Origin of the sequence: Cetobacterium sp., from assembly GCF_051658645.1 — a bacterium.
Taxonomy (GTDB): domain Bacteria; phylum Fusobacteriota; class Fusobacteriia; order Fusobacteriales; family Fusobacteriaceae; genus Cetobacterium_A.
In genome coordinates this window covers 12,505-25,307 of record NZ_JBOFMZ010000030.1, presented here as the reverse complement: position 1 = coordinate 25,307, position 12,803 = coordinate 12,505, and the positions used below count along the sequence as shown (strand labels likewise).

Here is a 12,803-nt window from a genome sequence, read left to right as displayed (position 1 = left end):
CCTATATCATATCCTTATTTTTTATTAACTCTGCTAGAGTTGTGTCCTCTAAAATTTTAGTCATTGCTATATCTAATTTACTCCAAATACATGTTGTTGAACATTCGTCAACTTTACTTGAGCAATTTTTACTTTTATTATTTTCATTACAATCAATAACTCTTACTTCCTCATCTAGTATTTTATAAAGTTCATGTAATGTTATTTCCTCTGGATTTATTGAAAGTTTATATCCTCCGTTTGGTCCTCTTTTCCCTTGAATTATATTTTCATTTTTTAATTTAAATAAAATCTGTTCTAAATATTGAACAGATATAGCTTCTGATTCAGAAATTTGTTTTATTCTAGCTAGATTTCCTTTTTTTGTAGCTTCTGCTATATATACTAATGCTTTTACACCATATCTAACTTTTGTACTTATTTTCATGCTCATTACTCCTTTATCTCAAAATGATTATAAGCTTTTTCTGTAACCATTCTACCACGACTAGTTCTTTTTATATAACCAATTTTAACTAAATAAGGCTCATAAACTTCTTCTATTGTTCTCTTATCTTCTCCAAGCATCAAGGCTAATGTTTCAACACCAACTGGGCCACCTGAATAATTATTTATTATTGATTTTATTATATCTCTGTCTAATTCATCTAATCCTTGTTTATCTACGCCTAATATCTTTAAAGCTTTTACTGTACTATTAAAATCTACAACTCCATTTCCTTTTATTTCGCAATAATCTCTTACTCTTTTTAAAAGCCTATTTGCTATTCTTGGAGTTCCTCTACTTCTCAGAGCTATCTCTTTAGCTCCATCTTCCTCTACTTTAATACCTAGAATTAATCCTCCACGTCTCACTATTCCTTCGAGTTCATCCTCTTTGTAGTAATCCATTCTATGAACTACTCCAAATCTATCTCTAAGAGGTGAACTTAAAAGTCCTGCTCTCGTTGTTGCACCTATTAATGTAAATGGTGGTAATTCAATTCTTATTGATCTTGCTGAAGGCCCTTTTCCAATAATTATATCCAACTCTCCATCTTCCATTGCAGGATATAATATTTCTTCAACGGATGTATTCAGTCTGTGTATTTCATCTATAAATAAAATATCATTTTCTTCTAAAGATGTTAAAATTGCTGCAAGATCCCCTGCTTTATCAAGTATAGGACCAGAAGTTATTTTCAAATTAACTCCCATTTCAGTCGCAATTACACCAGCTAAAGTAGTTTTACCTAATCCTGGTGGCCCATATAAAAGAACGTGATCTATGCAGCTTCCTCTTCTTTTTGCAGCTTCCATAAAAATCTCCATTTTTTCTTTTAAAGATTCTTGTCCTATATATTCGGCTAAACGCTTCGGTCTTAAATTTTTTTGAATCTCACCTTCAAATTCTAACTCTTCATTAGAAACTATTCTATTCATTTTTTCTCCTTAAACAAACAATGTTATTGCAAATTGTGCTACTCCAATAAGAGCGCCTAAAATTGCACCAACTATCTCTATATGTTTCAATTCTTTTTTAGCTAAAGAAAATACAATTCTTTCTAACTCTTCTAAAGAAAACGCATCTACTTTCTCAACTATAATCTCTTTAAAATCAACATTTTTTTCTAAAGATTCAAATAACATATTTATTATTTGATCTTTATTTTCCATTATTGAATTTTTTATTATTTCTTTTATTTTATTTAATGTTGATTCATTTAAAAACATTGCTAACATCGGAAACTTGCTAGTTATTTCTGAAGCGAGTTTTTTTTCTAAAATATCTTCAATTACTGTTTCCATTTGAACTTCTATATTTGCATTTTCTAACTTTTTAGTTATATCATCCATTGATATAAATTCATTTTGAATTGTTTCAGCTAAACTCAATCCAATCTCACATCTTCTTTTAGGTATTAATCCTTGAATTTTAAAGAAACCTAAATTTATCTCTTTATATGGTCTAAATAACATTTTTATTGCAATATAGTTCGTAATCCATCCAATCATAGATCCAATTATAATTAAAAGTGCAGCTTTTACTAACATTTTTCCCCTTTACAATTCTTTATCAATTTTATAAATTATTATTTATTATACCATTTTATACTTAATATATCCAATACATTTTTTCCACTTCTACACTATGAAAACAGTAGTTTTTTTATTTTTATTATTATAATTAAACCTCACCGAAAGAAGAAAAGTTATATAAAAAAAATTAGGTGAAATATTTAAATAGAAAAGGAGATGCTATATAGCATCTCCTATATAGCATCTCCTTCAAATAATAAGAAAGAAAAGAATCTTCTCTTTTTCAAACAATTATTTTGCGTATTCAACCGCTCTAGTTTCTCTTAAAATAGTTACTTTTATCTGCCCTGGATATTGCATATTTTCTTCTATTCTCTTAGCTATATCTCTAGCCATTTTTGTAGCAGCATCATCTGATACAATTTCAGGGTTGATTATTATTCTTATCTCTCTTCCAGCTTGAATTGCATATGAAGATTCTACTCCCTCAAACGAAGTTGCAATCTCTTCTAATCCTTCAAGTCTTTTTAAGTAAGTTGATAAAGTTTCTCTTCTAGCACCAGGTCTAGAAGCTGAAATAGCATCTGAAGCTTGAACTAATACTGCTTCAACACTTTCAAATTCAACTTCATTATGGTGAGCCATAACCGCATTTATAACTGCAGGTTTTTCTCCAAACTTCTTTAAAAACTCTCCACCAATTATAGCATGTGAAGCTTCAATATCATGATCTAAAACTTTTCCTACATCATGTAAAAGACCTGCTCTTTTTGCTAATTTTGTATCCGCTCCTAATTCTGCTGCTAAATTTGCTGCTAACTTTGCTACTTCAATTGAATGTGTTAAAACATTTTGACCATAACTAGTTCTATACTTTAATTTTCCTAAAGTCTTAATAATTTCCATATGCATTCCTGGAATTCCTAACTCTAGTAAAGCTTGTTCTCCCGCTTCAACTATATCCTTTTCAATCTCTTTTCTAGACTTATTTACAACCTCTTCTATTTTACCAGGATGTATTCTTCCATCATTTATTAATTTTTCAATTGCTCTTCTAGCAACTTCTCTTTTTACACCATCAAAACTTGATAAAACTACAGCTTCTGGAGTATCATCAATTATTATATCTACACCCGTTAAAGCTTCAATAGTTCTAATATTTCTTCCTTCTCTTCCTATAATTCTACCTTTCATCTCATCATTTGGTAAATTTACAACTGATACTGTAGCATCTGCAACAAATTCAGATGAAGCTTTTCCTATCGCAGTTGATAAAATTCTTTTTGATAATCTATCTTTTTCATCTTCTAGCTTGTATTCAAACTCTCTTATTGCTAAAGCTGTTTCGTGAACTAAATCATCTTTTAATTTTGAAATCAACATATCTTTTGCTTCGTTTTTTGTCATTTCAGATATTTTTTCTAATGTTTCTTCTTGAACTTTTTTCAAATCTTCAATTTCATTTCTTTTATTTTCTAAAGATAAATTAACTTCTTCTAATTCCGTTGCTCTTACTTCTATTTTTTCTATTTTAGATTCAAGATTTTCTTCCTTTTTAGTTAATCTCAACTCTTTTTGTAGCATATCATTTTTAGCTAATTTTATTTCTTTCTCTGCTTCTTCTTTTAAATGATAAGCTGTTTCTTTTGCTTTTATTTCAATTTCTTTACTTTTAGCTATAGATTCTTTTTCTGCTCTTTCTAAGATTTCTTTTGCTTTTATTTTCGCTTTTAACTTTTCATCTTCTAAATTATTAAGTTCTTCTATTTTTTTATCTATAGTAGATTTTTTATACATCACACTAAATATGATAGCTAATCCAATTATAGCTAATCCAATTCCAATTATTAAATTCATCGTATCTCCTTTTTATAATATTATTTAAAGCTAGCTATTGCTTCTTCTTCAGTTATATAAATATCAAATAATTCGTCTAATCCAATCATCTCAAATATAGTCTTAATATGATCATTTAATCCTACTAATTTTATATCTCCTCCAATTTCTCTAACAACTCTTAATTTACCTCTTAAAATACCCATTGCCAAACTATTTATATGAACTAAATCTGTAAAATCTATAACAAATTTATTTACATCAAGTTCTACTTGCTTAGCTATTCTCTCTTTTAATTTTGGCGCTACTAATGCATCTAATTCTCCACAAACTTTTATCACTCTTATATCTTCCACTGTCTTTTCAATTATTTCAAAATTTATTGTCATTTTATACTTCCTCCTTGACTTTTTTTTCTACTTTTATTTTTGTTCCGTTGATTTTTCTTTCTACTTTAAAATTATCTGCCATAGCTTTTGCTAAAAAAAGTCCCATTCCGCCTTCATCTTTACTAATTTTAGATTCGTCAAAGCCAATTCCATTATCTTCTACAACTAAATGTATAACGTCATTATTTTTTTGAAGTTCTATAATTATATCACCAGTTTTATACTCATAGCCATGTTCTATAACATTTGTAGCAAGTTCATCTACTATAGATAATATTTTCATAATATCCTTTTGATCTACTTTTTGATGTTCTAAATATGTCTTTGTCATAGCTCTAATGATAGAAAGATTTTTTAAAGATGATGGAACATACAGTTTTATTTCATTCTGCATTTTTTCACCTTCTCTCTGTAAATTTGGTTATTTTCCAATCACCATTTAAATATTTGTATTCTACATTAAAATAAAAAATCTCTTCACTAAATCCAAAACCTATTACATTACTGCCTGAATTTTTAAAAAATTTTGGTTTTGTGAAATAAAAGTTAACTTTAGATAAATCATATTGAAGTAATTTATTTATTTCATACTTTTTAATTAATGAGACATCTAAACTTTCTTTTAATATTTTTGAATCATTCACCTTCAAATCTTTTTCAATAAGCTCTAATTTAGATAATAATTTATTTTCAACATTCAAATAATTTTCATCACTTATTTTGTCCAAATTTGAACAAGAAGCAGTCAAAATAATTAAAAATATAACATAAATCTTCTTTATCATCCAACACTTCCTTTTAAAGCTTTTCTGTACAATGATACCATATGAATACTTTTTTATCAAGATTATTCTTTTAATGATTTATAGTAAACTATGTGTTAATTAAGGCTTTATAAGGTATTGAATCTTTCTAAAATATCTTTAAATATTTCATCTTCATTCATCTTATCCAAATCATACCATTTGTACTCTTGATCATTTTTAAACCATGTAAATTGTCTTTTAGCATAATTTCTAGAATTTTTCTTTATTAAATCCTTGGTTTCCTCTAAGTTTATCTCTCCGTTCAGATATGATATTATTTCAGAATAACCAATTATATTTATTTTTTTTAAAATATCTCCATATTTGTCGTAAAGAATTTTTACTTCTTCTAAAAATCCTTTTTCCATCATTAAATCAACTCTCAGATTTATTCTTTCATATAGAGAAGATCTATCTCTCTCTAAAGCGACCTTTAAAAATTTAAAATCATTTCCTTTTACATTTCTTTTGGATAATATCGAAAACTTTTCTCCTGTTTGATAATAAACTTCTATTGCTCTCTCTACTCTTCTTTTATTATTTTTATGAATACTTTCTGCACTTTCAGGGTCCACTTCATTTAAAATCTGAAATAAAGTATCTACATCCTCTGCCATTAATTTTTCTCTAATAACAAGATCACTTTCTGGCAAATCAGAAAGTCCCCTAATTACAGAATCTATATATAGTCCTGTACCTCCTACTAATAAAACATTTTTTTCTTCAATATCTTTTAAAATTCCATTTACTTTTCTTTGATAATCTCCAACGCTATATTTTTTTGTCGGTTCTACTATATCTATCATATAGTGAGTTATACCTTTCATTTCTTCTTTGTTTATTTTAGCTGTTCCTATATCCATACCAGTATACACTTGTGCTGAATCAGCCGAAATAACAGCGGCATTTAAAGCTTTTGCTATTTTTATTGACAACTCTGTTTTCCCTACTCCTGTAGGTCCCACAATCACTATACCTTTCAAATCTCTCACCTCTCAAAATTTAAATACAAAAAAGCTGAACCTACTGGCTCAGCTAAAAAAAACATTCAATTAATCAACAAATTCAAATTCTGTTTCTGCAATTCTTATTGTATCTCCATCTTCTACTCCAGCATCTCTTAGTGCTTCTTCTAATCCTAAAGTTCTAAGCATATGTAAGAAGTTTACTACTGATTCTTCGTCATGAGTTATAATATATTTAGCTAAAACTCCATCAATTATTGAACCATCAACAACAAATACTCCTTCTTCGTCTTCAGTTACAGTAAATGGTTCTTTTTGAACTTTATTAGCTCTTAATACTTCCATGATGTTAGCTTCTTCTTCTAACTCTTCTCTTGGAGTATCTTGTAGCACATGCCAAGCTTTATTTAAGACTTCTTTTAATCCATCTCCTAATATAACAGATACAGGAAAAACTTCATTCCCTTGAGCTTCTACATATTTTTTAAATTCTTCATACTTTTCCATATCCCAAATTAAATCCATTTTGTTAGCTAAAACAATCTGTTTTTTATTTGCTAATTTCCCACTGAATTTTGTCAATTCATTGTTTATTCTTTCATAATCTTCTATTGGATTTCTTCCTTCAATTCCAGCAACATCTACTATATGAAAAATCATTTTACATCTTTCAATATGCTTTAAGAATTTATCTCCCAATCCTACTCCTTCATGAGCTCCTTCAATTAATCCAGGTATATCTGCTACAACAAACGATCTTTCTTCTCCAAGTCTAACTACACCTAACTTTGGTTCTAATGTTGTAAAATGATAACTTCCTACTTTAGAATTTGCTGCAGATATTTTGTTTATTAAACTTGATTTTCCTACTGAAGGATAACCAACTAATGCAACATCAGCTAAAAGTTTTAGTTCTAATTTAACTCTTAATTCTGATCCTTCTTTACCTTTACCTGCCATTGTAGGTGTTCTTCTAACTGCAGTTTTGAAGTTTGTATTTCCTAATCCACCTCTTCCACCTCTTAAAAGAATTCTTTCTTCGCCTAGATTATTCATATCTAAAAGTAATTTACCTGTTTCAACATCTCTAACTTGAGTACCTACAGGAACTTTTATAACTAAAGTATCTCCAAATTTTCCAAACATATTCTTTTTAGCTCCGTTTTCACCATTTCCTGCTTGGAATAATTTTTTATATTTGAAATCTATTAATGTATTAATATTTGAATCGGCAATAAATATTAAATCTCCGCCTCTTCCTCCATCTCCACCATTTGGACCTCCAAATTGTATGCATTTTTCTCTTCTAAAAGTAGCCGCTCCGTCTCCACCGTTTCCTGCTTTTACCGTTATAGTTACCTCATCTATAAACATAGTTATCTCCTCCACTATCTTTCAAATCTATATTAACAATTATAATTAATTCACACTAGTTAATCATTATATTCTACACTTTTTTCTAATATTTTGCAATTAATTTTACTATGTTTTTATTTAATCTTTATGAAGTTTTGTGTTAAAATTGATTAGTGTAGATATTTTTGATTTAGGAGGATTTTTATGAATAGTTTTGGTTCTCAATTTAGAGTTCATATTTACGGAGAATCTCACGGTTCTGGGATTGGAGTTTTAATAGATGGTGTTCCTGTCGGTCTCAAACTTTGCGTTGATGATTTTATTGTAGATCTTTCAAAAAGAAAACCTGGAAAGACTGGTACCACTTCAAGAATTGAAGAAGATATACCTAAGCTTACTTCTGGTATATTTAATAATTTTACTACTGGAGCTCCAATTAATATTTTTTTTGAAAATAGTAACACTGATTCAAAAGTTTATTCTGATTTTAAAACTCATCCTAGGCCTGGGCATGCAGATTTTTCTGCAACTAAAAAGTTTTTAGGATACAATGATATTAGAGGGGGTGGTCATTTTTCTGGCAGACTCACACTTGGTCTTGTAGCAGCTGGTGTTATAGCTAAAAAAATCTTAAAAACTATAACTTTCGAAACTGAAATTGAAAAAATAGGCATATTAAACAAAAATGACTTCAATTCAAAGCTAGAAAATTATCTTCTTGAAACTGGCAATTCTGGAGATTCTTTAGGTGGTACAATCTCATTAAAGGTAATGAATTTACCAATAGGTTTAGGAGAACCTTTCTTTGAATCAGTTGAATCAGTTTTAGCAGCCATGATTTTTTCAATTCCTGGAGTTAAAGGACTTGAGTTTGGAGCAGGATTTAAAGGAACTGAATTTCTAGGAAGTGAATTCAATGATATTTTTATAGAAAAGAATGGTAAAACTAAATCTAATAATAATGGTGGAATAAACGGTGGAATCACAAATGGAAATGATTTAGTTTTAAATGTTGCTATAAAACCAACTTCTAGTATTTTCAAAACTCAAAATACTTTTAATTTCAAAGAAAATTCTATTCTTCCATTACAAATTAGCGGGAGACACGATGTTGCTTTTATTTTAAGAGTTCCTATAGTTTTAGAAAATGCAGTTGCTATAGCTCTTGCTGATTTATATTTAAAAAGTAAAATTTAATTTAGGAGGATTTTATGTCAAAAAGAATTGATTATATTGATTGGGATGAATATTTTATGGGAGTGGCTATTCTTTCTGCTAAACGTAGTAAAGATCCTGGAACACAAGTTGGAGCTTGTATTGTAACTCCAGACAAAAGAATTGTTGGAGTTGGCTACAATGGCCTTCCAGCTGGATGTTCTGATGATGATTTCCCTTGGAATAGGGATGGAGATTTTCTAAATAGTAAGTATGCATATGTTTGTCATGCTGAGCTTAATGCTATTCTAAATAGCACTAAAAATCTTCGTGAATGCACTATATATGTTGATTTATTTCCTTGTAATGAATGTGCTAAGAGTATTATTCAAAGTGGAATTAGTGAGATTGTATATCTTTCAGATAAATATAAAGACACCGATTCAAACATTGCTTCTAAAAAACTTTTAATGGCGGCTAAAATTAATTTAAGACAATTAGATCCAAAATTTGATGAACTTGTTTTAAATTTTAAAAAATATTAATTGGAGGATTTTATATGGGGAATACTTTAACACGATTAGAAGAATGGATTAACTCAATGACTCATTATTTCGGAGCTTTTTTAGCTCTTATAGGCACTGGTGCTTTACTAATCCATTCTTTAAGAACAGGTAATATTGGTTATGTTATTGGTTCTATGATCTTTTGCTTTTCACTGGTACTTTTATATTCAATGTCTGGAACATATCATATTTTATATGTTGGTAAAGTAAAAAAAATATTTAAAATACTTGATCACTCGGCAATATATATTTTGATTTCAGGATCATACACTCCCTATTTATTAGGTGTTTTCGATGGTAAAATAAAATGGATTCTTTTTTTCACTCAATGGGGAATGACTCTCATTGGAATTATTTTCAAAGTTTTTTTTGTTGGTAGATTTAACCTTCTCTCTACTTTAATTTATCTTTTAATGGGTTGGATGATAATGTTTGTATTTAAGGATTTAAAAACTTTAGCAACACCATTATCTTTAAAATTTTTAATTTGGGGTGGTATTAGTTACTCTATTGGTACAATTTTTTATCTGATGAAAAACAAAAAATTTACCCATGGAATTTGGCATCTTTTTGTATTAGCTGGAAGTATTTTTAATTATCTATCAGTTTATTTTTTAATATAGTTTTTAATTAAGGAGTGGTTTAATTGCAAAATTTAAGTTCTAAATTTGAAAATGAAAGCACTCTATCAACAATCTTAAAGTTTAGTATTCCATCTTCTTTAGGAGCTGTAATAGGTATGCTCTGTGTTTTAACAGACAGATACTTTATTGGGCAAGTTGCTGGTAGAGAAGGTATGGCTGCTGTTGCTCTTGTTTTTCCTTATGCAATGATTATAAATAGTTTTAGCTTTGCATTTTCTGGTATTGCTATAATCATTGGAACAAAACTTGGAAAAAAAGATAAAAATGGTGCTGAAGAAATTCTTTGTACTGGATTTTTATGGATTTTTATAATCGGTATTATTTTAACACTATTTCTTTTCACATTTAATATTCCTATTTTGAAACTGTTAGGTGCAAGCCCTAATAATATTTCATCTGCTATTAAATACACAAATTTTTTAATACCTATAACTACATTTCAAATTATTTTAGGTCAAAGTAGTTTAGTTAGAGGAATTGGAGATTCTATTACAGCTATGGGTGTTAATATTTTCACAGGTTTATTTAATGTTGTGTTAGATTATATTTTTATAATTAAACTTGATATGGGAATTGGTGGCGCTGCTATAGCTACACTTATTGCAACTGCTCTTAGTGCACTATATATTCTTTTATATTTTATAAAATCTGATATTATTTGTTTTTCTAAAAAAAATATGAAATTAAATCCTAAAATTTTAAAAGAAATATTTAAAATTGGAAGTCCTAGGTTTTATAATCAACTTCTTCAGTCATCCGTTATAACTGTAACTAATAGACAAGCTGGAATATATGGTGGTGACATTGCAACTGCTGCTATTGGAATTATATCTATTTGTAGAAGTGTTTTAAACACTAGTTTACAAGGTTTTAATCAAGGAACTGCTGCTATTATTTCATATACTTTCGGAGCTGGTAATTATAAAAGAGTTCGTGAAGTTTTGAAAATTCAATTAATAACAGTTATCACTGTATCAACAGTTTTAATTTTATTATTACTTTTTAACACAAAAGAGGTAGTTCAATTTTTTATTAAAAACGATCCAACACTAGTTCGTTTTACTGTTTCTGCAATGAGATTAAATTTATTTTTAATGCCTTTTACTGCTATATTTTTAGCATGTAATAATTTTTTTCAATCTATAAAGGAAAGTCGTCTTGCAACAAGATTTTTTTTAATTAGAATTTTGATTTTAAATATTCCATTAGTTTATATTCTTGGATATTTTTTTAAAGAAATTGGAGTTTGGCTTGCTTTTCCTATTTCAGATACTTTAGTTGCAATTGGAATGTTTTATCTTGCTAGAAAAAAAATTAGAAAGATATCTATATACAATTGAGTTTAATGAAAAACTATGCTATAATACTTTATAATTGAATAAATTGGGGATGCAAAGGTTTCGACAGGGTTGTGAGGTTATAAGTAGCAGGCCAGGTTGACCGCTGTGAGAGGTTAACTCATCATTTAGATGAAAACAATAATTACGCTTTAGCTGCATAATGTCAGCTCACCTCTGAACATTCTCTTCTGTAGGAGCGTTCAATCAAGGTGTCACTTAAATACAGATTACCCTAAGTAATTTCTCTAAGCTATAGGGGACATTTTAGAGGATAGCTTTAGTTAGCCCTGTTTGCGGGAGTAACTATCGCGAAGCTAAATAGCAAACTAAGCTTGTAGAAGCTTATAACGCTTGCAATTTTGGACACGGGTTCGATTCCCGTCATCTCCACCAATGAATAAAACAACTAAGCATTAGTTGTTAAAATATAAAAACAGCCACATTAATTAAATTAATGTGGCTGTTTTTATATTACTCTTACTAAGAATCCTTTTAGATACTCTGTTTCTGGAACTGCTACTGAAATTGGATGACAAGGACTTTGATGTAGTTGATTAACTATTATAGCTCTAACTCCTGCATCTTTAACCGCAAATGCTAAAGCCATTCTTAAATCAGAACTAGTTACAGCTCCACTACAGCTATAAATTGAAAGGAATCCACCTTTTCTAGTTAATTTTAAGCCGTTTAAAATTATATCTTTGTAAGCTTTTAAAGCTTTGGGTAAATCTCTTCTATTTGGAGCTAATTTTGGAGGATCTAAATTTACTAAATCCCATTGACGTCCTTCTTTTACTAAGTCTCTTAAAACATTGAATATATTTCCCTTTATAAATTCAACACTTTCATAAGAGCTTAAATTTTTTCTAGCAACATTCAAAACATCTTCACTCACATCTATTAAAGTTGATGAATTTGCACCATTTACCATTGCATGAAGAGAAAATCCACCTGTATAACTACATACATCTAAAAAATCTTTACCTTCAGATAAACTTCCCATTAAAACTCTATTATCTCTTTGATCTGAATAAAAACCTGTTTTTTGTCCTTTTAAATCTATAGTGAATTTAGATTTTCCTTCATAAATTTGAATTTCATCTGGAACTTCTCCAAAAAGTATTCCAGATATTTCTGGAAGTCCTTCTAATTTTCTTCCATCACCTTCACTTTTTTCATAAATCCCTTTTAAATTAGGTATCTCTTTTTTCAATGCTTCTACTAAAATATTTTTATCTTTCTCCATTCCTAAAGTTGAAGCTTGAACTACTAAATAGTCTCCGAAGCTATCCACTATAACTCCTGGTAAAGAATCTGATTCGCTATGAATCAATCTATAAGCATTACTATCAATTTTTACCATCTTTCTTAAAGTAAATGCTTCTCTGACTTTTTCAGAATACCAGTTTAAATCTATTTTTTTATCTATATTTTTTTCTAGCATTCTTAACATTATTTTGGAATTTTTATTATAATGTGCATATCCTATAAACTCTTGTTTATAATTATAAACCTCTACAACACTTCCACCCATAGGGTTTCCTTCTATTTTGTCCACTGCACCTGAATACATCCATGGATGACCTGTATACCACATTTTTTCTCTATCTTTTTTTATAAAAACTTTACTCAATTTGTCACATCCTTTTATTTAGAAAATATAGTTATATTACATTATATGATATAACTATATTTATAAAAATACAACTAAAAAAAAAGCCATATAA

At 28.7% G+C, this 12,803-nt stretch carries 14 protein-coding genes and 1 other RNA gene; 5 read left to right on the top strand and 10 right to left on the bottom strand.

All coding sequences use genetic code 11. The features are described from left to right. Position 1: 1 nt before the first annotated feature. The 9 genes from ACRCZX_RS02285 to obgE form a co-directional block, all read right to left on the bottom strand. Positions 2-427 (bottom strand): RrF2 family transcriptional regulator, encoded by a 426-nt coding sequence (locus ACRCZX_RS02285; protein ID WP_438581325.1) that lies wholly within the window; start codon positions 425-427, stop codon positions 2-4. A gap of 5 nt (positions 428-432) precedes the next feature. Then, positions 433-1,422, bottom strand: a complete 990-nt coding sequence (ruvB, locus tag ACRCZX_RS02280; protein WP_438581324.1) for a Holliday junction branch migration DNA helicase RuvB — start codon at positions 1,420-1,422, stop codon at positions 433-435. 9 nt (positions 1,423-1,431) lie between these two features. After that, positions 1,432-2,034: a DUF445 domain-containing protein gene (locus ACRCZX_RS02275; protein WP_438581323.1), complete on the bottom strand. Its 603-nt coding sequence runs from the start codon at positions 2,032-2,034 to the stop codon at positions 1,432-1,434. 276 nt (positions 2,035-2,310) lie between these two features. Continuing rightward, positions 2,311-3,876, bottom strand: coding sequence for a ribonuclease Y (gene rny, locus ACRCZX_RS02270; protein ID WP_438581322.1), 1,566 nt, complete (start codon positions 3,874-3,876; stop codon positions 2,311-2,313). A 20-nt stretch (positions 3,877-3,896) separates the two neighbouring features. Continuing rightward, positions 3,897-4,244 carry an STAS domain-containing protein gene (locus tag ACRCZX_RS02265; RefSeq protein ID WP_438581321.1) on the bottom strand — a complete coding sequence of 116 codons (348 nt, stop codon included), beginning with the start codon at positions 4,242-4,244 and terminating at the stop codon, positions 3,897-3,899. A 1-nt stretch (position 4,245) separates the two neighbouring features. After that, positions 4,246-4,638: an ATP-binding protein gene (locus tag ACRCZX_RS02260; protein ID WP_438581320.1), complete on the bottom strand. Its 393-nt coding sequence runs from the start codon at positions 4,636-4,638 to the stop codon at positions 4,246-4,248. A gap of 4 nt (positions 4,639-4,642) precedes the next feature. Further along, positions 4,643-5,029: a hypothetical protein gene (locus ACRCZX_RS02255; protein WP_438581319.1), complete on the bottom strand. Its 387-nt coding sequence runs from the start codon at positions 5,027-5,029 to the stop codon at positions 4,643-4,645. A gap of 107 nt (positions 5,030-5,136) precedes the next feature. After that, positions 5,137-6,033: a tRNA (adenosine(37)-N6)-dimethylallyltransferase MiaA gene (gene miaA, locus ACRCZX_RS02250; protein WP_438581318.1), complete on the bottom strand. Its 897-nt coding sequence runs from the start codon at positions 6,031-6,033 to the stop codon at positions 5,137-5,139. A gap of 69 nt (positions 6,034-6,102) precedes the next feature. After that, entirely contained in the window at positions 6,103-7,389 is a 1,287-nt protein-coding gene (gene obgE, locus ACRCZX_RS02245; RefSeq protein ID WP_438581317.1) for a GTPase ObgE, read from the bottom strand. A gap of 186 nt (positions 7,390-7,575) precedes the next feature. Here obgE and ACRCZX_RS02240 point away from each other — a divergent pair, with 186 nt between their 5' ends. The 5 genes from ACRCZX_RS02240 (at position 7,576) to ssrA (ending at position 11,469) form a co-directional block, all read left to right on the top strand. Further along, on the top strand, positions 7,576-8,568 hold the full coding sequence (locus ACRCZX_RS02240; RefSeq protein ID WP_438581316.1) for a chorismate synthase: 993 nt from the start codon (positions 7,576-7,578) through the stop codon (positions 8,566-8,568). A gap of 14 nt (positions 8,569-8,582) precedes the next feature. Next, on the top strand, positions 8,583-9,071 hold the full coding sequence (locus ACRCZX_RS02235; RefSeq protein WP_438581315.1) for a deoxycytidylate deaminase: 489 nt from the start codon (positions 8,583-8,585) through the stop codon (positions 9,069-9,071). A gap of 14 nt (positions 9,072-9,085) precedes the next feature. Beyond that, positions 9,086-9,715 (top strand): PAQR family membrane homeostasis protein TrhA, encoded by a 630-nt coding sequence (gene trhA / locus ACRCZX_RS02230; protein WP_438581314.1) that lies wholly within the window; start codon positions 9,086-9,088, stop codon positions 9,713-9,715. A gap of 23 nt (positions 9,716-9,738) precedes the next feature. Further along, complete coding sequence (locus ACRCZX_RS02225; protein WP_438581313.1) at positions 9,739-11,076, top strand: MATE family efflux transporter; 1,338 nt, start codon at positions 9,739-9,741, stop codon at positions 11,074-11,076. A 45-nt stretch (positions 11,077-11,121) separates the two neighbouring features. Continuing rightward, positions 11,122-11,469, top strand: a transfer-messenger RNA (tmRNA) gene (ssrA, locus tag ACRCZX_RS02220). Between the two features lie 73 nt (positions 11,470-11,542). Here the strand turns inward: ssrA and ACRCZX_RS02215 are convergent. Then, a complete protein-coding gene (locus ACRCZX_RS02215) occupies positions 11,543-12,709 on the bottom strand; it encodes a class I SAM-dependent rRNA methyltransferase (protein WP_438581312.1) in 1,167 nt (388 codons plus the stop codon). Between the last annotated feature and the right edge of the window lie 94 nt (positions 12,710-12,803).

Excerpts from the sequence above, each read along its gene's own strand:
- ACRCZX_RS02235 (WP_438581315.1), top strand. The coding sequence starts at position 8,583 with ATGTCAAAAAGAATTGATTATATTGATTGGGATGAATATTTTATGGGA.
- trhA (WP_438581314.1), top strand. The coding sequence starts at position 9,086 with ATGGGGAATACTTTAACACGATTAGAAGAATGGATTAACTCAATGACT.
- ACRCZX_RS02265 (WP_438581321.1), bottom strand. The coding sequence starts at position 4,244 with ATGACAATAAATTTTGAAATAATTGAAAAGACAGTGGAAGATATAAGA.
- ruvB (WP_438581324.1), bottom strand. The coding sequence starts at position 1,422 with ATGAATAGAATAGTTTCTAATGAAGAGTTAGAATTTGAAGGTGAGATT.
- rny (WP_438581322.1), bottom strand. The coding sequence starts at position 3,876 with ATGAATTTAATAATTGGAATTGGATTAGCTATAATTGGATTAGCTATC.
- ACRCZX_RS02240 (WP_438581316.1), top strand. The coding sequence starts at position 7,576 with ATGAATAGTTTTGGTTCTCAATTTAGAGTTCATATTTACGGAGAATCT.
- obgE (WP_438581317.1), bottom strand. The coding sequence starts at position 7,389 with ATGTTTATAGATGAGGTAACTATAACGGTAAAAGCAGGAAACGGTGGA.
- ACRCZX_RS02260 (WP_438581320.1), bottom strand. The coding sequence starts at position 4,638 with ATGCAGAATGAAATAAAACTGTATGTTCCATCATCTTTAAAAAATCTT.
- ACRCZX_RS02285 (WP_438581325.1), bottom strand. The coding sequence starts at position 427 with ATGAAAATAAGTACAAAAGTTAGATATGGTGTAAAAGCATTAGTATAT.
- ACRCZX_RS02255 (WP_438581319.1), bottom strand. The coding sequence starts at position 5,029 with ATGATAAAGAAGATTTATGTTATATTTTTAATTATTTTGACTGCTTCT.
- ACRCZX_RS02275 (WP_438581323.1), bottom strand. The coding sequence starts at position 2,034 with ATGTTAGTAAAAGCTGCACTTTTAATTATAATTGGATCTATGATTGGA.